The 16,406-nt window shown below is 71.7% G+C and carries 16 protein-coding genes and 1 tRNA gene; 10 read left to right on the forward strand and 7 right to left on the reverse strand.

All coding sequences use genetic code 11. The features are described from left to right. Nucleotides 1-114: 114 nt before the first annotated feature. Both NOO62_RS18375 and NOO62_RS18380 read left to right on the forward strand, forming a co-directional pair. Nucleotides 115-1,422 (forward strand): sensor histidine kinase, encoded by a 1,308-nt coding sequence (locus NOO62_RS18375; RefSeq protein ID WP_414930850.1) that lies wholly within the window; start codon nucleotides 115-117, stop codon nucleotides 1,420-1,422. Next, nucleotides 1,419-2,075 (forward strand): response regulator, encoded by a 657-nt coding sequence (locus NOO62_RS18380; RefSeq protein ID WP_268771974.1) that lies wholly within the window; start codon nucleotides 1,419-1,421, stop codon nucleotides 2,073-2,075. The genes NOO62_RS18375 and NOO62_RS18380 overlap by 4 nt, the downstream gene beginning before the upstream one ends. Nucleotides 2,076-2,092: 17 nt before the next feature. On the opposite strand, the gene NOO62_RS18385 is transcribed toward NOO62_RS18380, so the two are convergent. Next, nucleotides 2,093-2,722, reverse strand: a complete 630-nt coding sequence (locus tag NOO62_RS18385; RefSeq protein WP_398973496.1) for a Uma2 family endonuclease — start codon at nucleotides 2,720-2,722, stop codon at nucleotides 2,093-2,095. Between the two features lie 156 nt (nucleotides 2,723-2,878). On the opposite strand from NOO62_RS18385, the gene NOO62_RS18390 reads away from it, so the two are divergent. After that, entirely contained in the window at nucleotides 2,879-3,379 is a 501-nt protein-coding gene (locus NOO62_RS18390; protein WP_268771975.1) for a hypothetical protein, read from the forward strand. Between the two features lie 18 nt (nucleotides 3,380-3,397). On the opposite strand, the gene NOO62_RS18395 is transcribed toward NOO62_RS18390, so the two are convergent. Then, on the reverse strand, nucleotides 3,398-4,084 hold the full coding sequence (locus NOO62_RS18395) for a pentapeptide repeat-containing protein (protein ID WP_268771976.1): 687 nt from the start codon (nucleotides 4,082-4,084) through the stop codon (nucleotides 3,398-3,400). A 139-nt stretch (nucleotides 4,085-4,223) separates the two neighbouring features. Here NOO62_RS18395 and NOO62_RS18400 point away from each other — a divergent pair, with 139 nt between their 5' ends. From NOO62_RS18400 to NOO62_RS18410, 3 genes are all read left to right on the forward strand, one after another. Further along, the gene (locus NOO62_RS18400) at nucleotides 4,224-5,429 is read left to right on the forward strand and encodes an NAD(P)-binding protein (protein WP_268771977.1); all 1,206 of its coding nucleotides are present in this window, start codon (nucleotides 4,224-4,226) and stop codon (nucleotides 5,427-5,429) included. A gap of 59 nt (nucleotides 5,430-5,488) precedes the next feature. Further along, a complete protein-coding gene (locus tag NOO62_RS18405; RefSeq protein WP_268771978.1) occupies nucleotides 5,489-6,514 on the forward strand; it encodes a zinc-binding dehydrogenase in 1,026 nt (341 codons plus the stop codon). 79 nt (nucleotides 6,515-6,593) lie between these two features. Further along, entirely contained in the window at nucleotides 6,594-7,817 is a 1,224-nt protein-coding gene (locus NOO62_RS18410; RefSeq protein WP_268775685.1) for a GNAT family N-acetyltransferase, read from the forward strand. A gap of 37 nt (nucleotides 7,818-7,854) precedes the next feature. On the opposite strand, the gene NOO62_RS18415 is transcribed toward NOO62_RS18410, so the two are convergent. The 3 genes from NOO62_RS18415 to NOO62_RS18425 all read right to left on the reverse strand — a co-directional run bounded on the left by NOO62_RS18415 (nucleotide 7,855) and on the right by NOO62_RS18425 (nucleotide 10,167). Beyond that, entirely contained in the window at nucleotides 7,855-8,331 is a 477-nt protein-coding gene (locus tag NOO62_RS18415; protein WP_268771979.1) for a GNAT family N-acetyltransferase, read from the reverse strand. Nucleotides 8,332-8,388: 57 nt separating this feature from the next. Then, nucleotides 8,389-9,276 (reverse strand): aminoglycoside phosphotransferase family protein, encoded by an 888-nt coding sequence (locus tag NOO62_RS18420; protein ID WP_268771980.1) that lies wholly within the window; start codon nucleotides 9,274-9,276, stop codon nucleotides 8,389-8,391. 114 nt (nucleotides 9,277-9,390) lie between these two features. Continuing rightward, nucleotides 9,391-10,167 (reverse strand): DsbA family protein, encoded by a 777-nt coding sequence (locus NOO62_RS18425; RefSeq protein ID WP_268771981.1) that lies wholly within the window; start codon nucleotides 10,165-10,167, stop codon nucleotides 9,391-9,393. A 163-nt stretch (nucleotides 10,168-10,330) separates the two neighbouring features. Here NOO62_RS18425 and NOO62_RS18430 point away from each other — a divergent pair, with 163 nt between their 5' ends. Beyond that, nucleotides 10,331-11,758 (forward strand): NAD(P)/FAD-dependent oxidoreductase, encoded by a 1,428-nt coding sequence (locus NOO62_RS18430; RefSeq protein WP_268771982.1) that lies wholly within the window; start codon nucleotides 10,331-10,333, stop codon nucleotides 11,756-11,758. A gap of 7 nt (nucleotides 11,759-11,765) precedes the next feature. Here NOO62_RS18430 and NOO62_RS18435 read toward each other — a convergent pair. Continuing rightward, nucleotides 11,766-11,839: transfer RNA gene (locus NOO62_RS18435), tRNA-Thr, on the reverse strand. 215 nt (nucleotides 11,840-12,054) lie between these two features. On the opposite strand from NOO62_RS18435, the gene NOO62_RS18440 reads away from it, so the two are divergent. From NOO62_RS18440 to NOO62_RS18450, 3 genes are all read left to right on the forward strand, one after another. Continuing rightward, nucleotides 12,055-13,191, forward strand: a complete 1,137-nt coding sequence (locus tag NOO62_RS18440) for an ABC transporter ATP-binding protein (protein WP_268771983.1) — start codon at nucleotides 12,055-12,057, stop codon at nucleotides 13,189-13,191. 219 nt (nucleotides 13,192-13,410) lie between these two features. After that, entirely contained in the window at nucleotides 13,411-13,872 is a 462-nt protein-coding gene (locus tag NOO62_RS18445) for a hypothetical protein (RefSeq protein WP_268771984.1), read from the forward strand. Between the two features lie 36 nt (nucleotides 13,873-13,908). After that, nucleotides 13,909-14,628: a nucleotidyltransferase family protein gene (locus tag NOO62_RS18450; RefSeq protein WP_268771985.1), complete on the forward strand. Its 720-nt coding sequence runs from the start codon at nucleotides 13,909-13,911 to the stop codon at nucleotides 14,626-14,628. Between the two features lie 114 nt (nucleotides 14,629-14,742). Here NOO62_RS18450 and NOO62_RS18455 read toward each other — a convergent pair whose 3' ends face one another. Further along, nucleotides 14,743-16,404, reverse strand: a complete 1,662-nt coding sequence (locus NOO62_RS18455; RefSeq protein ID WP_268771986.1) for a DoxX family membrane protein — start codon at nucleotides 16,402-16,404, stop codon at nucleotides 14,743-14,745. Nucleotides 16,405-16,406 lie beyond the last annotated feature (2 nt).

Consider the following 16,406-nt stretch of genomic DNA (forward strand, 5'->3'; position numbering starts at 1 on the left):
GCGACTCGGCCGACACCAGGGTCAACCGATCGGCTGACCCCTGCGGGGCCCCGGCGGGCCACAATGGGGGTGTTTGCCCAGTTCAGGATGGCAGTACGAGAAGGAGGCCCCGCCATGGGACAGCGCACACCGGGCCTCGACCCCCGCACACCGGGCCTCGACCCCCGCGCACCAGGGCTCGACCCCCGCACGCCGGACCCCGACGCCCGCTGGCTCGCGGCCGTCATGCACACCGCGTTCTTCCTGCTCCTCGGGTCGTCGCTGGCACGCTTCCTGATGCGGCACCCCGGTGAGCCCCGCACCCCGTGGATCATCGCGCTCGCGGTCTCCCTCGCCCTCCTCTACGTGCTCGGCCCCACCGTCGGCGCCCGCCCCACCGCGCCGCGCCGCCTGATCTGGCTGAGCCTCGTCGTGGCCGTCTGGGTCGTGATCGTCATACTCGCGCCGAGCTTCGCGTGGTGCGCGGTGCCGCTCTTCTACACCGGGCTCCGTACGCTGCCGCCGCGCGCAGCCCTCTTCCTGGTGGCCGTCCTGACCGCCTTCGTGGTCGTCGCACAGCTGCAACTCGCGGGCGCCTTCGACCCGATACTGCTGTTCGCGCCGCCCGCGTGGGCGGCCGTCGCGGCGGCCGTCTTCCTGTACATGCAGCGCCAGGCCGCCCGCCAGCGCGAACTGATCGACGACTTGATCCGTACGCGCCGCGAACTGGCCGCCACGGAGCGCCGCGAGGGCACCCTCGCCGAGCGACAGCGCCTGTCCATGGAGATCCACGACACCCTCGCGCAGGGCCTGTCCAGTCAGCAGATGCTGCTGCAGGCCGCCGACCGCGTCTGGGACACGGACCCGGCGAAGGCGCGCACGCACGTCCGCACCGCGGAGTCGATCACGGAGCACGGTCTCGCGGAGGCCCGCCGCTTCGTGCAGGACCTGGCTCCCGCGGACCTCGCGGACGGCGGCGACGTGGCCCAGGCGCTGCGGGCCCTCGCGGAGCGCGAGTCGGAGCGCGAGTCGGAGCGCGAGTCGGGGGCGGGACTCACCGTCCGCTTCCACGCGGAGGGCACCCCGCCGCCGCTGCCCGACCGGGTCAGCTCGGCGCTGCTGCGCATCGCGCAGGGCGCCCTGGCGAACGTACGCGAGCACGCGGACGCGACGACGGCGGCGCTGACCCTCACGTTCCTCGACGACCAGGTGGTCCTGGACGTGGCGGACGACGGCCGCGGTTTCACGCCGCCGACCGCAGCGGGCACGGGTACGGGTACGGGTACGGGCGTACGCGGACACGGCCTGCCCGCGATCCGCGCGCGGGCCCGCCAGCTCGGCGGCACACTGACGATCGAGTCGGCGCCCGGCGAGGGCGCGGTCCTCTCCGTATCGATCCCGCTGACCCCACTGATCCCGCTGACCCCGCTGGAGGCCCAGTGACCGACACCGCGCCCGCCCCCATCCCCGCCCCCGTCCGCCTGCTGGTCTGCGACGACCACGTCGTCGTACGCGCGGGCCTGCTCGCCCTGCTCGGCAGCGCACCGGACATCGAGGTGGTCGGCGAGGCGGGCACGGGCGAGGAAGCGGTGGCGCTGGCCGCGAAACTGACGCCGGACGTGGTCCTGATGGACCTGCAACTGGGCGAGGGCATCGACGGCGTGGAAGCCACCCGCCGCATCACGTCGGCCCCGGCCCCGACCCCGCACGTCCTGGTCCTGACGACCTACGACACGGACGCGGACATCACCCGCGCCATCGAGGCGGGCGCGACGGGCTACCTGCTCAAGGCGGAGCGCCCCGAGGAACTCTTCTCCGCGATCCAGGCCGCGTCCCAGGGCCGCACCGCGCTCTCACCCCCGGTCGCCACCCGCGTCATGGCCCGCATGCGCGCCCCCCGGCCCACGCTCACCGACCGCGAACGCGACATCCTCGGCCAGCTCTCCCAGGGCCTCGGCAACCGCGACATCGCCCGAGCCCTGTTCATCAGCGAGGCCACGGTCAAAACCCACCTGGGCCGCATCTACGACAAGCTGGGCGTGGACACGAGGGCGGGAGCGGTCTCAGTGGCCAAGGAACAACGCCTGCTGCCGTGAGGCCGTCGTAAGGCGGTTCAGAACTCGCTGGTGTCGAGCTCGAAGCCGAGAGGCTCCGGAAGGGGAACGACCTTGGAGAGCTTGAAGATCTCCTGGTGCTCGTACTCCTCGCCCGCGGGCTCCGTGTACAGCACGGCGTTCCCCGCCTCGCGGTCGATGAGCAGGTAGACGGGGATGCCCGCGCGGGCGTAACCGAGGATCTTCTTGTGACGGTCGTTGTCGCCGGTGGACCGGGAGGTCACTTCCGCCACGAGGAGGACGGCGGCGGGGTCGTGGTACTTGTCATCGTTGGCGAAGCTGCCCTTCGGGGCAATCACCAGGTCGGGCTCGACTTGACCGGACAAAGAGGCACCTGGCAGGTACAGGCCGATGCCCGTATAGGAACGCAGTTCCTTCCCCGGCCGCCGAACGGCCACCTGATGGCTCATCTCGGCGACGAATTCCTCATGCTCCCCATTGGGTGGAGGCGTCACGTGGATCTCCCCTTCGATCAACTCCACGCGCCACCCCTTGGGGGCAACCGCGTTGAACCAGACGAAGGCTTCCTCCACCGGCATGGCAGGCACCCGGTCCTGGACCAGACTCACCAGAGACCGGCGGTCGAACTCCTGACAGGGCTCGTACTCCGGAAGTGGCAGTGCTGCCATGACGGAACCTCCTTCGCTCAACGCGACACTGTCAGCCTAGGCCTCCCAGCCCCCACGGAACCGCAAACCGTTCACTCGAACGCATGAGCGGCATCGTTTCTGCAGGTCAGCCGCATGACGCCGACCCACACGCCCGGGCCATGACACCATCGACCCGTGCTCGACATCGGCTACGCCCTCTCCCGCCGCTTCCCCGACCCCGCCCAGCTGGACTACGGCCGCGCGGACGTCCACGCGCTGCGGCACGACCTGTTCTGCGGAGACGTGTATCTGGCGGACACCAAGGCCGACCGGGAGTTGTCCACAGCCTGGGGATGGGTTCCCGTGCTGGACTTCGCGTGGGCGCTGTGCGACATCGTCGAGACGCTCGACAAGGATCCGATGGGCAGCCGCGCCTCCCGCCCCCAGTACGCGGAGCTCGACTTCACGGAGTCGACGGACCGCATGCTGTTCGCCCGCCGTTTCGGCTGGGTGGACATCGAGGCGGACTGGATGGACCCGGACGAGGCGCCGCTGACGTTCTCCCACACCGAGCTCCGCCGCGAGGCGCGCGACTTCCTGCACGACCTGGTCGCCGACCTGACGGACCTCCACGACTCCCTCGCGGACAACCCCGCGATCTGGTCCCTCCTGTCCCGCTTCCCCCGGACCCGGTAAGGGCCAAGAAAGCTGGGGCTACTCCCCAGGCCCCGCCACCCGCACCCCCACCTGCGCCGCGAACGCCGGAGCCAGTTCCATCAGCTGGGACGGGCTGATCACCGCACCGGCGAGACGCTCGATGCCCCGCGCGATGTCCAGCTCCGCCGCGTCCCGCAGGTCGACGTCCTTCATCCGCACCCCCGTGAAATCGGCCCCCCGCACCACACAGTCCCGGAACTCCACCCGCTCGAGCGACGCCTGCCCGAAGTCCGGCTCCACCAGCACGCACCCCTCGAACACGACGTCCCGCAGCCGCGCCTTCCGCAGGTTCACGTAGTCGATCTTCCCGCCGCGCACCACGACCCGCTCCAGCACGCCCCCGTGCAACTGCACGCCCCCGAGCCGCGCGTCGACGACCTCGACGTCCCGCAGCGACGCCTCGGCGAGATCGGTCCCCACCCCGCGCGGCTCCGTCAGCACGGAGTCCACGAACCGCGCCCTGACCAGCCGCGTCTCGTCGACCGCGCACCCCGTCACCGCGCAGTCCATGAACAGGGCCCCACCACCGTCCTGCCCGCCCAGGTCCAGGTCCCGGAACTCCACCCCGTCGTAGTCCCCGTCGGGCCGCAACTCCCCTCCGTCGTACGGCCGCAGCGGAGGCAACCGCACCGCGGCCCGTCGTACCGCCTCGACCACCCGCACCGGTTTCGTCCTCTGCGCCATCCCCCCATCGTGCACCCCGCCACTGACAACGCCCGCCGACCACCCGAGAACCCGTTCCCCGACCCGATGTCACATTCCGGCGGCCCCCGTCCGTCCAAGAGGTGAAGTCCAAGCACCCGGCCCGAGGGAGCCCACCTCCATGCCCACGTCCAAGCCCCCCACCACGCCAAGCCTCAAGCTCACCGTCATCGGCGGCGGCCTCGCCGGTCTCACCGCGGCCATCAGCGCCGCCGAGGCGGGCGCCCGCGTCACCCTCCGCGAGGCCCACCACACCCTCGGCGGCCGCGCCCGCACCTCCGAAGGCACGTACAAGACGAACGAGGGCCCCCACGCCCTCTACAACGGCGGCCCCCTGTGGACCTGGCTCAAGCAGCGCGACCTCATCGGCCCGCTCGCCCCTCTCCCACCCCTCGAAGGCGCCCGCCTGCGCCTGCTCCACGGGGGCGCACTGCGCCGCACCCCGCCCCTCGCGATGCTCAAACTGCTGCACCGCAAGACGGAACAGGCCCCGGTCGACCGTGACTTCATGTCGTGGGCCACGGAGGAGGTCGGCGAGGAGGGCGCACGCGCCGCCGCGCACTACGTAGCCGTCGCCACCTACCACCACGACCCCGGCTCGCTCTCCGCCCGCTTCGTGCACGAAAGGCTGCGCCGCACCACCAAGCTGCCCCCGCAGGCGCACTACCCGCGCGGCGGCTGGGGTTCCGTCGTCGACCGCATGGCCGCGCTGGCCTGGAACATGGGCGTACGCACGGAGACGCTGGACCGGGTGGACACGCTCGACGCCCTCCCCCAGGACGGGCCAGTCATCGTCGCGACGTCCCTCGACGCGGCCCGGCGGCTCCTCGGCGACGCGTCCCTGCGCTGGGAGAGCGGCCGCACGACACTCGTCGACGTGGCGTTCCGTTCCCGAAGGGGTGACCTGTTCGTCGTCTCCGACCTGGACAGGACGGGCTGGGTGGAGCGTTTCACCGCCCAGGACCGTACGCTCGCACCCGCCGGTGAGCAGCTCGTACAGGCCCAGATCCCCCTCTCCCCCGACGAGACCAAGGCCGACGGCGTGGCCCACGCGGAGCACCTGCTCGACCTCGGCTTCCCGGGCTGGCGCGAACGTGTCACGTGGCGCCGCGCCTCGGTCGCGAACGGCCGTACGGGCGCGCTGGACCGCCCGGGCACGACCTGGAGGGACCGTCCCGCGATCGACCGCGGAAACGGCGTCTACGTAGTGGGCGATCAGGTCGCGGCGCCGGGGCTGCTGTCCGAGGTGTCGTTCAACAGCGCGGTGGAGGCGGTGTCGCTGGCACTGACCAGGTCGACGCTTGACCTCAAGTCCACTTCAGGTTGAAGGGTGGGGGTACGTCGACACTCCGGGTCGTACATCGACACCCCCTCAAGGAGCACCTCATGCGCGCCATCCGCCTCCACGCCTTCGGCCCCGCCGAGAACCTCGTCCTCGAAGAGACGCCGGACCCCGAACCGGCGAAGGGCCAGGTCCGCATCACCGTGGCGGCGGCCGGCGTGCACCTCCTCGATACCGCGATCCGCGAGGGCATACAGGGCCCGCTCCCCGAACTCCCGGCCCTGCCCACCATCCCGGGCCGGGAGATCGCGGGCATCGTCGACGAGCTCGGCGACGACGTCCCCGCGCACTGGCTGGGCAAGCGCGTCGTCGCCCACATCGGCTTCGCCCCCGGGGGCTACGCCGAGCGCGTCGTCACCGAGGCGTCCCGCCTGCACGAGGTCCCGGACGACCTCGACTCCGCGGAGGCGGTCGCCCTGATCGGCACGGGACGTACGACGATGGGCATCCTGCGGTTCGCCACGCTGACGCCCGACTCCGTGGCCGTGGTCCCCGCCGCCGCGGGCGGCATCGGCACGCTCCTCACGAAGTACGCCAAGCACCGCGGCGCCACCGTGATCGGCCTGGCGGGCGGCCCGGAGAAGACGGCCCGCGTCCGCGCGAACGGCGCCGACCTCGCCGTGGACTACACCGACCCGAAGTGGCCCGACGAGGTCCGCACGTACCTCGCGGAGCAGCTCGACGGCCGCGCGGCCACCGTCGTCTTCGACGGCGTGGGCGGCGACGCGGGACGGCACGCGGTGGACCTGCTCGGCCCCGGCGGCACGCACATCGTCTTCGGCTGGTCGGGCAAGGGGCCACAGGCCGACGACGACGGCGAGGATCTCGAGTTCACCGAGGAGGAGCTCGCCGCGCGCGGCATCACGCAGCTCAACGTGCTCGGCCCGGCGATGATGCGGAAGGCGGACGGCGACAACCCGGTCCGCACGCTGGAGCTCGCCGCCCTCACCGCCGCGTCGCTGGGCCACTTCACTCCGGCCGTGCAGCGCTTCCCCCTCGCGGAGGCCGCCGCCGCACACCGCGCCCTGGAGTCCCGCGCCACGATGGGCAAGGTCGTCCTCGTCCCCTGACCCCGACGGCCCGCCCCGCCTGACGGCGAAAACCCGGGTGCCCGCGCGGCATGCGGGAACTACCGTCCGTTATATGGGCATGGAATCCGTCCAGTTCCGCGACATCCCCGAGGCCGGGATCGACCGCGCGCTCTCCCTCTCCTACCTCGTCTTCCACGAGAACCCGGAGGACGAGAAGCGCAAACACCACCACGACCTGCTGCGCGGCTGCACCCGCGTCGGGGCGTACGAGGGAGACGAACTCGTCGGACTCGTCGCGGCGTTCCCCTTCACCGTGTCCGTGCCGGGCGGCGAGCTGCCCTGCCCCTGCCTGACGTTCGTCTCCGTGGCACCGACGCACCGGCGGCGCGGCGTGCTCTCCGGCATGCTCGCGGAGCTGTTCGCGCGGGCGTCGGCGGACGGCGCGCCGATCGCGGCCCTGTGGGCGTCGGAGGACGCGATCTACGGAAGGTTCGGCTTCGGCCCCGCCACCCACGGCCACACCGTGGAGATCGACTCCCGGCGCCCGCTCGCCCTGCGCATCACCCCGGACGACCGCCCGCTGCGCCTGATCGCCCCCTCCGAGGCGTACGGCGTGCTCGGGGAGTACTACGACCGCACACGCGCCGACCGCGCAGGCCGCATCGCCCGCGGTGAGGCGTGGTGGCGCGAGGAGTGGCTGGTGGAGGAGGACGAGGAGGACGACGAGCTGTCACCACCCCGGGTGGTCGTCCTCGGCGCCACTGACGACACTGTCGCCGGTTACGCGATCTACCGCACCAGGACCCGCGACGACGCCCCCGGTCTCGTCCGCCTGGACGAGCTGGAGGCGGACACACCCGCCGCCGCGGCCGCCCTCTGGCGCTACCTCGCGTCGATCGACCTGACGGGCCTCATCCGCGCGTGGGGACGGCCCGTCGACGACCCGCTGCACCTCTTCTCCGCCGACCGCGACCAGGTGCGCGTGACCGGCGAGTTCCCGGCGCTCTGGGTCCGCCTCGTCGACGTGCGCGGAGCACTGGAGGCCCGCTCCTGGGCGGCCCCGGTGGACGTGGTCCTCGACGTACGCGACGACCGCCTCCCGGCCAACGAGGGCCGCCACCGCCTGACGGCGTCCGCCGAGGGCTGTACGTACGAGAGGACGGGGGACCCCGCGGACCTCACCCTCGACGTGCGCGACCTGGCGGCCTGCTACCTGGGCGGCACGACGACGGACGCCCTGGTCCGCGCGGGCCTCGCCACGGAGCACACCCCGGGCACGGCGGCGGCGCTGGACGCGGCCCTGCGCACGCCGCTGCTGCCGCACACGGTGGACGAGTTCTGACCGGTTCCGCGGTGTCCTGGCCGCGGCCCGGCGCGCTCTATGAACGGCCGAGCGCGTCCAGCGCGCCGTCGGTCAGCCGGTACACGGTCCACTCGTCCTGGGGCAGCGCCCCCAGCGACCGGTAGAAGTCGATCGACGGCTCGTTCCAGTCGAGTACGGACCATTCGAGGCGCTCGTAGCCGCGCTCCACGCAGATCCGCGCGAGCTCGGTGAGGAGCGCCCTGCCGTGCCCGCCGCCGCGCGCCTCGGGACGTACGTACAGGTCCTCCAGGTAGATGCCGTGCACACCGCGCCACGTCGAGAAGTTGAGGAACCACAGCGCGAACCCGACCACGTCGCCGGACGCGTCGTCCTCGGCGATGTGCGCGAAGGCGGCGGGACGCTCCCCGAAGAGCGCCTCGCGCAGTTGCTCCTCGGTGGCCTTCGCCTCGTCGGGCACCTTCTCGTACGTGGCGAGGTCACGGACCAGGGCGTGGATGACGGGGACATCTGCGGGCGTGGCGGTACGAATCATGGGGGCAGCAAGCCACGCGCCCCGCGCCGAGTCAACGCCGTCTCGCCTGCCGAGCGGTTACCGGCCCAGCAACCGCCGCGCGATCTCCATGTCGTCGGCCACCATCGGCCGCCCGTCCTCGGCCTCCCACAACGCGTTCTGCAGGACCCGCCCGAGCGTCCAGGCCCGCGCCCTCTCACGGTCGAGGGCAAGGACCTCCGTCATCGCGTCGAACCGCCACAGCACGTCGTCCGCGTCGAACTTGTTGTCGAGGGCGGGCCAGAGGTCGAAGCCGGGGTCGCCCGCGAGCGGCTTCGGGTCGATGGCGAGCCACGGTTCGCGGTCGCTCGCCAGGACGTTCTCGAAGTGCAGGTCCCAGTGCAGCATCCGGTCGCCGGGCTCCCCCATGACCTCGCGCACCGCGCCCCCGCACCGCTCGACGAGGGCACGCTCGCCGGGGTCCGCGATCGCCTTCAGCGCCTTCGGCAGGCCGTCGACCATCTCGGCGGCGATGTCGCCGAGCCCGCGCATGCCTTCGGGGGCGGGCGTCGCGGTGAGCCGGGCGAGGAGTTCGGCGAGGACGAGGACGGCCTTGCGGGTGTCGGCCATCGTGGACAACATCCGCCCGGAGTCGAGCCGTTCGAGCAGCATCGTGCCGGTGGCGGCGTCGTGGTCGAGGAGGCGCACCGCCCCGTCGCCGTCCCACACGCGCAGCGCGACCGGCTCGCCCTCGGTCTCCTCGTCCAGGAGCTGGAACTTGACCGCGGCGGGCGTACCGTCCGCGCGCACCACGGGCAGCACGAGCGCCGCCATGCCGTGCATCGGGTCGCCGTCGACGGTCAGGTCCCAGCGCTCCACGAACTCCCGTACGCGCGCGGGGAGCGCGGCGATGAAGGCACGCCCCGGCTCTCCCGCGTACAGGTGCTGCGACTCGACCAGCTCGTCCGGAATGCGAATATCGATCACGTCCGGGACACTACCGACGGGCCTGTACGACCGCACGGGGATTTCCGCGCGGGGGGGGCGACCCCGAACCCGCACCCCGCCGCGCCCTGCCCCACCCCCGCCTCCGCCCCCAGGTCAGGAAATCCCTTTCGCCTTCAACTCCTTGGCGAACGCCGCCTGCTCGTACAGCGCGCCGCTGTCGGCCTTCTTGCCGTCGATGAAGACGGTCGGCGTGCCCTTGACGCCGTCGGCGCTGAAGGACTCCATCGCCTCGCCGACCCACTTCTTGTACGTCCCGTTGGTGACCGCCTTGTCGAAGGCGCCGCCACGCAGCCCCTCGACCTTGTCGGCGATCTTCAGCAGGAACGCCGGGGTGTAGGCGTCGTCCGACTCCTCCGCGGCCTGGTTGGCGAAGACGGCGGCGTGGAACTGCGGGAACTTGCCCGCCTCCACGGAGGCCCGCAGCGCGTTCGCCGCGTTCACCGAGCCGCTGCCGCCGAGGTTGTTGTCGAGGAACGAGGCGATCGTGTACTCGACCTTGACCTTGCCGTCGGCGACCGGCTTGACCAGCGCCTGCGCCCCGCCGTCCTCGAACTTCTTGCAGAACGGGCAGCGCGGGTCCTCGTAGATCTTGACCGTATGCTTGGCCTTGGGATCGCCGACGGTGATCACGCCGCCCTTCACCGAGGCGGGCACATCGGCGAGTTGCGCGCCGGCGGCCGACGGGGCCTCGGCTTCCGGAGCACCGGCGTCCGGGGACTTGTCGCTACTGGACGCCGCGGGCTTCTCGCTGACGCGGCCGCCGCCCTTGGCGTCGTCGTCGCCGGGGCCACAGGCGGACGCGGCCACCGAGATCAGCGCCACCGCGGCAGCAACGCGCGCTGCCTTGTGCCCGGCCTTGTGTACGGCCATGAATGACCCCTCCATCGAATTCGACACGTACCGCTCAAAGTATCGGAATCTACCCCGCGCACCGACGGCCGAAGGACCCACCCCCAGGGACTTACGCCTCTCCGCGCGAAACGGCCGCACCGACCCCTGCCCACGGCCCCCACCTGCGCAGTAACGTCCGCCCATGAGCAGCGCGAACGCGAACAACACGCACCACGGGCCCGGCACGGTCAACGGCGGCATATCGTTCTGGTACGCGGACCACGGCCTGCCCGCCGCCCGCGAGCCCCTGACATCCGACGCCACGGCGGACGTCTGCATCGTCGGCGGCGGTTACACCGGCCTGTGGACGGCGTACTACTTGAAGAAGGCCGCCCCTTTCCTCCGCGTCACCGTCCTGGAGCAGAAGTTCTGCGGCTACGGCGCGAGCGGCCGCAACGGCGGCTGGCTCTACAACGGCATCGCGGGCCGCGACCGCTACGCGAAACTGCACGGCCACGAGGCGGCAGTCCGCCTCCAGCGAGCCATGAACGAAACCGTCACCGAAGTGATCCGCGTAGCGAACGAGGAGTCGATCGACGCGGACATCCACCATGGCGGCGTACTGGAAATCGCCCACACACCGGCCCAGTTGGCCCGCCTGAAGGCGTTCCACGACACGGAACTGTCGTACGGCGAGAAGGACCGCACCCTGCACGGCGCCCGCGAGACGGCGGAGCGGGTGCGCGTGGCCGGAGCGGTGGGCTCGACGTGGACCCCGCACGGCGCCCGCCTGCACCCGGTCAAGCTGGTCCAGGGCCTGGCCGCGACCGTGGAGGCCCTGGGCGTCACCATCCACGAGTCGACGCCGGTAACGGAGATCAACCCAAAACACGCGATCACCCCGTACGGAACGGTCCGCGCCCCCTACATCCTGCGCTGCACGGAGGGCTTCACGGCGTCCCTGAAGGGCCAACGCCGCACGTGGCTCCCCATGAACTCATCGATGATCGCCACAGCACCCCTGACCGAAGCCCAGTGGGCGGCGATCGGCTGGGAAGGCCGGGAAACACTCGGCGACATGGCGCACGCGTACATGTACGCCCAGCGCACCGCCGACGGCCGCATCGCGCTCGGCGGCCGCGGCGTCCCGTACCGCTACGGCTCGAAGACCGACAACGACGGCCGCACCCAGCCCGCCACGATCGACGCACTCCGCGCGATCCTCACCCGCTTCTTCCCCCAGCTCACCGGCGTCGGCATCGCCCACGCCTGGTCCGGCGTCCTCGGCGTCCCGCGCGACTGGTGCGCCACGGTCACCCTGGACCGCGCCACGGGCCTCGGCTGGGCGGGCGGCTACGTGGGCTCGGGCGTCGCCACGACCAACCTGGCCGCCCGCACCCTGCGCGACCTGGTCCAACAGGACTCGGGCCAGGCGGGCCCCACAGACCTCACCACGCTCCCCTGGGTCAACCACAAGGTCCGCCGCTGGGAACCGGAACCGCTCCGCTGGCTCGGAGTCCACGCGATGTACGCGACGTACAACGCGGCCGACATCCGCGAACAGACCACCCACACGGCGGAGTCCTCGCGCCTGGCCCAATGGGCGGACAGGGTGGCGGGCCGCCACTGAAAGAGAGAGCCCCCTGTCGGATTCGAACCGACGACCTACGCATTACAAGTGCGTTGCTCTGGCCATCTGAGCTAAGGAGGCACACCGCACGCCCGGCGCAGCCGCACGTGCCCGTGCAGTGTAACCAACACCGCCCCCACCCCCGTCGAAAATTTCCTCGAAGGTCACAGCGCCGCGACTGCTGACAGACCGCTGACCCCCGGGGTACGGTCACGAGCAGTTCACTCAGGTGGACTACACCACTCCCTCTACTCGGATCGTCCGGCACGTTCCTGCCGGTGAAGGGGGCCCTCACCATGGCCACTGTTACGTTCGACAAGGCGACCCGCATCTACCCGGGTGGCGACAAGCCCGCCGTGGACGGTCTCGACATCGAGATCGAGGACGGCGAGTTCCTCGTCCTCGTCGGCCCGTCCGGCTGCGGCAAGTCCACCTCGCTCCGCATGCTCGCGGGGCTCGAGGACGTGAACGCCGGCGCCATCCGCATCGGTGACCGCGACGTCACGCACCTGCCGCCGAAGGACCGGGACATCGCCATGGTGTTCCAGAACTACGCGCTGTACCCGCACATGACCGTCGCCGACAACATGGGCTTCGCCCTGAAGATCGCCGGTGTGAACAAGGCGGAGATCCGGCAGAAGGTCGAGGACGCCGCCAAGATCCTCGACCTCACCGAGTACCTCGGCCGCAAGCCGAAGGCCCTGTCGGGTGGTCAGCGTCAGCGTGTCGCCATGGGGCGCGCCATCGTGCGTGAGCCGCAGGTCTTCCTCATGGACGAGCCGCTCTCCAACCTCGACGCCAAGCTGCGTGTGTCGACGCGTACGCAGATCGCGAGCCTCCAGCGCCGACTCGGCATCACCACCGTGTACGTCACGCACGACCAGGTCGAGGCCATGACCATGGGCGACCGGGTGGCCGTACTGAAGGACGGGCTCCTCCAGCAGGTGGACAGCCCCCGCAACATGTACGACCGCCCCGCCAACCTCTTCGTCGCCGGGTTCATCGGCTCCCCCGCCATGAACCTCGTCGAGGTCCCGATCACCGATGGCGGTGTGAAGTTCGGGAACAGCGTGGTGCCCGTCAACCGGGAGGCCCTCAGCGCCGCCGCCGACCGCGGGGACCGTACCGTCACCGTCGGCGTCCGGCCCGAGCACTTCGACATCGTCGAGCAGAACGGCGCCGCCGCGAAGTCCCTCACGAAGGAGACCGAGGACGCTCCGGCCGGCCTCGCCGTCTCCGTGAACGTCGTCGAGGAGCTCGGCGCCGACGGCTACGTCTACGGCACCGCCGAGGTCGGCGGCGAGCAGAAGGACCTCGTCGTCCGCGTCAACGGCCGCCAGGTCCCGGACAAGGGCGCGCAGCTGCACGTCGTACCCCGTCCGGGTGAGACCCACGTGTTCTCCACCTCGACGGGTGAGCGCCTCAGCGACTGACGGGCTCCAAGTCCCGTAGGGCCCCGCACCACGCGTGCGGGGCCCTTCGCGTACGCCCGTCCGGCCCGCCCCGCCCCGAACCCGTTGTCGACAAATACCCCGGCACAACGGTCATTTCACCGGAGCGGCGTCAACACCGGTCCAGAGAAACCTGATTCCCTGTCGCTCGACCGGGTGACTAAATGTCGCCAAATCATCACCTAGCGCTACGCTCCTCGCGTGACGCACTCCGCCAACTACACCCAGAAGTCGCGCCGAGCCCACCGGGGCCCCGCCCGCCGCATCGGCCGCACGCTCGCTCTCGTCCTGCCCGTGATGCTGGTGCTTTCCGGGACCCTCGCGGTCACCAGCGTCAACTGGTCGGGGAACGCCTCGGACTCGATGCTCACCGCATCCGCCGACAACCTCTCCAAGCCCGCCAAGTCCCGCGCCCCGCAGGACGTCCTGCGCGACCGGCTCCTCCTGGAACTCCAGGAGAAGAACCCGGGCGTGGCGCTCACACACCTCCAGCAGGAGGTGAACCGCCACCCCTCGCTCGCCCGGCACTGTGCCGCGCTGGCCCGCGCGCTCGGCCGTGCCGCCGTGCGCGTCTACGGCCCGACGCGCGCCCAGTCCTACGCCAGGCCCGTCTGCGACACGTCCTTCGCCACGGGCGTGGCCGCGGCCCATCAGAAGGGCTGAGCGGGCCGCCGCACAGCGCCGCGTAGGGTTTCCGGCATGACCACGCTGAAGCCCACGCAGGCTGTCGTCCTGGCCGGTGGCCAGGGCTCCCGGCTCCGCCCGTACACCGACGACCGGCCCAAGCCGATGGTCGAGATCCCCGGCACGGGGACCCCGATCATCGGCCATCAACTTGCCTGGCTCGCCGAGGAAGGCGTGACGGACGCCGTCGTCTCCTGCGGCCACCTCGCCGAGGTGCTCCAGGAGTGGCTCGACTCCGCCGACCTGCCGCTGAACGTCAGCACGGTCGTCGAGAAGGAACCCCTGGGCCGCGGCGGCGGCCTCAAGTACGCCGCCCGGCACCTGCCGCACGCGGACCAGCCCTGGTACGCGACGAACGGCGACATCTGGACCCGTTTCTCGCTGCGCGAGATGGCGGCCTTCCACGCCGAGCGCGACGCCACCGCGACCCTCGCCCTGGCCCGCCCCCGCATCCCGTGGGGCGCCGTCGAGACCGACGCGTTCGGCCACATCACGGACTTCGTCGAGGCGCCGCCGTCCCCGTACCTCATCAACGCGGGTGTGTACGTCTTCGCGGCCGACTTCACCTCGCTCCTGCCGGACCTCGGCGACCACGAGCGCACCACGTTCCCGCGGCTTGCCCGCGCGAAGCGCCTCGCGGGCTTCCCGCTGCCGCAGGGCGCCTACTGGCGCGCGATCGACACCGCGAAGGACCTCACCGAGGCCGCCAAGGAGCTTGCCGCACAGGGGCGTTGACCCCCCGGCCCCCCGCTACCTCTACGGCTCCGGTACGCCGATGGGCCCCGCACACTCGCTGTGCGGGGCCCATCGGCGTACGTGCGTACGACGTCCTCAGAACGTAGCGCGTCCTCAGCGGCCCAGCACACCGCCCAGCAGGCCGCGGGGCTGCTCGCCGCCCGAACCGCCGCCGGAACCGCCGGACGCACCGGCACCGCCCGTACCGCCGCCCGAACCGCCGCTGGACGAGGGCCCCGCGGTCGTTCCCGCGGCCGGCTGCTGCGGCGCCGACTGCTGCGGCGGTGCCTGGCCCGCCGTGCTGCTGCCCTGCGTCTGGCTGGGCCGTCCGCCCGAACCGACCGTGCCCGTCTCACGGGCCGTGCCCGGAGCCGTGGCGCCCTGCGTGGGGCTCGCGGTGCCGCGGCCCCGCGTCGGCGAACTCGACGACGCGGACGGGCTCTGCGACTGCTTCTTCTGCCGCTTCTTCGCCGGGTCCTGGGGGAGCGCGGAGCCGGGCAGTTCGTTGCGCGGGGCCTCGCCGGGGCCGGGCACGGTGACACGGTCCGCGTCCCGCACCGCGCCGCCCAGCATGGAGCCGATGAGCAGCGTCAGGCCGATGACGACCCCGCCGATCAGACCGCCCCGCCGCAGCACGCGCCGCCGCAGGTCCCAGATGTCGGAGCGCGGCCCGAGCGTGCGCCACGCCTCACCGGCGAGACGTCCGTCGATGGAGTAGACGGGCGCGCCCGCGATGATCAGCGGCGACCACGCGGCGAGGTAGATGATGTCGGGCGCGTCGTAGGCGGGGACGGTCTTCCAGCTCACGGTGACGATGAGCGCCGCCGACAGGAGCACGCCGACCGACGCGGCGATCCGCTGCCAGAGGCCGAGGACCGTCAGGACGCCGACGACGACCTGGAGGAAGGCGATGCACAGGCCGGCGCCCACGGGGTGCTGGAGGGCGAAGTCGCGCAGTGGCTCGGCGAGCGCCCAGGGGTGCAGCGAGTTCAGCCACTTGACCATGGAGCCGCGCTGGCCGCCGTCGAAGTAGACGGGGTCGCAGAGCTTGCCCATGCCGGCGTAGATGGAGATGAACCCGAGGAAGACGCGCATCGGGAGCAGGACCACGCCGAGGTTCATGCGGCGGCCCGGGTAATAGGCGTGCCGGACCGGGTCCGAGCCGTGCCTGCGTGGCCGCTCCGTGCCGTCGTCGTACGTGTCGTCGGCGTCGTCGTACGCGTCTTCGTAGTCGCGGTCGGCGTACTCCTGCTCGAGCCGCTCGTCGTAGTCGCTGCCGGGCAGCCGCATCTGCGGCAGCATCCGGGTGCCGGGTTCGGGGGCCCGCGGGCCGATCACGGCGGGCGTCTCGACGGTCTCGGGGCCGTCGTCGACGCGGGGGATGACCTGGGTGGCGCCCGCGTCCTCCCCGCCGCCGTACGGACCGGCCTCCGCGGCCGAACGGCGTACGCCGCCGCCGCGCACGGCTTGCAGCAATCTGATGGCGCCCGTGTCGTCCGGCGCGGACTTCCCGCTCCAGACGACGGGCGCACGGCGCTTGGCGGCCGCACCGGCGGCGGGCATGCGCGCCGTCTCGTCGGACGTGCCCAAGTGCCGTGAGATGCGCGGGGATTGAGTGCGCCCAGCGGCGGGAAGCTGCACGCGGAAACTCGCGTGATTGACGATGACCTGCGCCGGGTCGCTCGGCACCTTCACCATGCTCAGCGCGGGAGCATCGTCAAAACCTGACGAGCTTCCCCCAGTGGGAGTGCGGGGTGTTCTGGTGTCCACACTCATCT

The organism is Streptomyces sp. Je 1-369 (assembly GCF_026810505.1).
GTDB lineage: Bacteria > Actinomycetota > Actinomycetes > Streptomycetales > Streptomycetaceae > Streptomyces.

Excerpts from the sequence above, each read along its gene's own strand:
- NOO62_RS18450 (WP_268771985.1), top strand. The coding sequence starts at position 13,909 with ATGACCACGCTGAAGCCCACGCAGGCTGTCGTCCTGGCCGGTGGCCAG.
- NOO62_RS18430 (WP_268771982.1), top strand. The coding sequence starts at position 10,331 with ATGAGCAGCGCGAACGCGAACAACACGCACCACGGGCCCGGCACGGTC.
- NOO62_RS18395 (WP_268771976.1), bottom strand. The coding sequence starts at position 4,084 with ATGGCGCAGAGGACGAAACCGGTGCGGGTGGTCGAGGCGGTACGACGG.
- NOO62_RS18455 (WP_268771986.1), bottom strand. The coding sequence starts at position 16,404 with ATGAGTGTGGACACCAGAACACCCCGCACTCCCACTGGGGGAAGCTCG.
- NOO62_RS18385 (WP_398973496.1), bottom strand. The coding sequence starts at position 2,722 with ATGGCAGCACTGCCACTTCCGGAGTACGAGCCCTGTCAGGAGTTCGAC.
- NOO62_RS18405 (WP_268771978.1), top strand. The coding sequence starts at position 5,489 with ATGCGCGCCATCCGCCTCCACGCCTTCGGCCCCGCCGAGAACCTCGTC.
- NOO62_RS18415 (WP_268771979.1), bottom strand. The coding sequence starts at position 8,331 with ATGATTCGTACCGCCACGCCCGCAGATGTCCCCGTCATCCACGCCCTG.
- NOO62_RS18425 (WP_268771981.1), bottom strand. The coding sequence starts at position 10,167 with ATGGCCGTACACAAGGCCGGGCACAAGGCAGCGCGCGTTGCTGCCGCG.
- NOO62_RS18375 (WP_414930850.1), top strand. The coding sequence starts at position 115 with ATGGGACAGCGCACACCGGGCCTCGACCCCCGCACACCGGGCCTCGAC.
- NOO62_RS18440 (WP_268771983.1), top strand. The coding sequence starts at position 12,055 with ATGGCCACTGTTACGTTCGACAAGGCGACCCGCATCTACCCGGGTGGC.
- NOO62_RS18400 (WP_268771977.1), top strand. The coding sequence starts at position 4,224 with ATGCCCACGTCCAAGCCCCCCACCACGCCAAGCCTCAAGCTCACCGTC.
- NOO62_RS18410 (WP_268775685.1), top strand. The coding sequence starts at position 6,594 with ATGGAATCCGTCCAGTTCCGCGACATCCCCGAGGCCGGGATCGACCGC.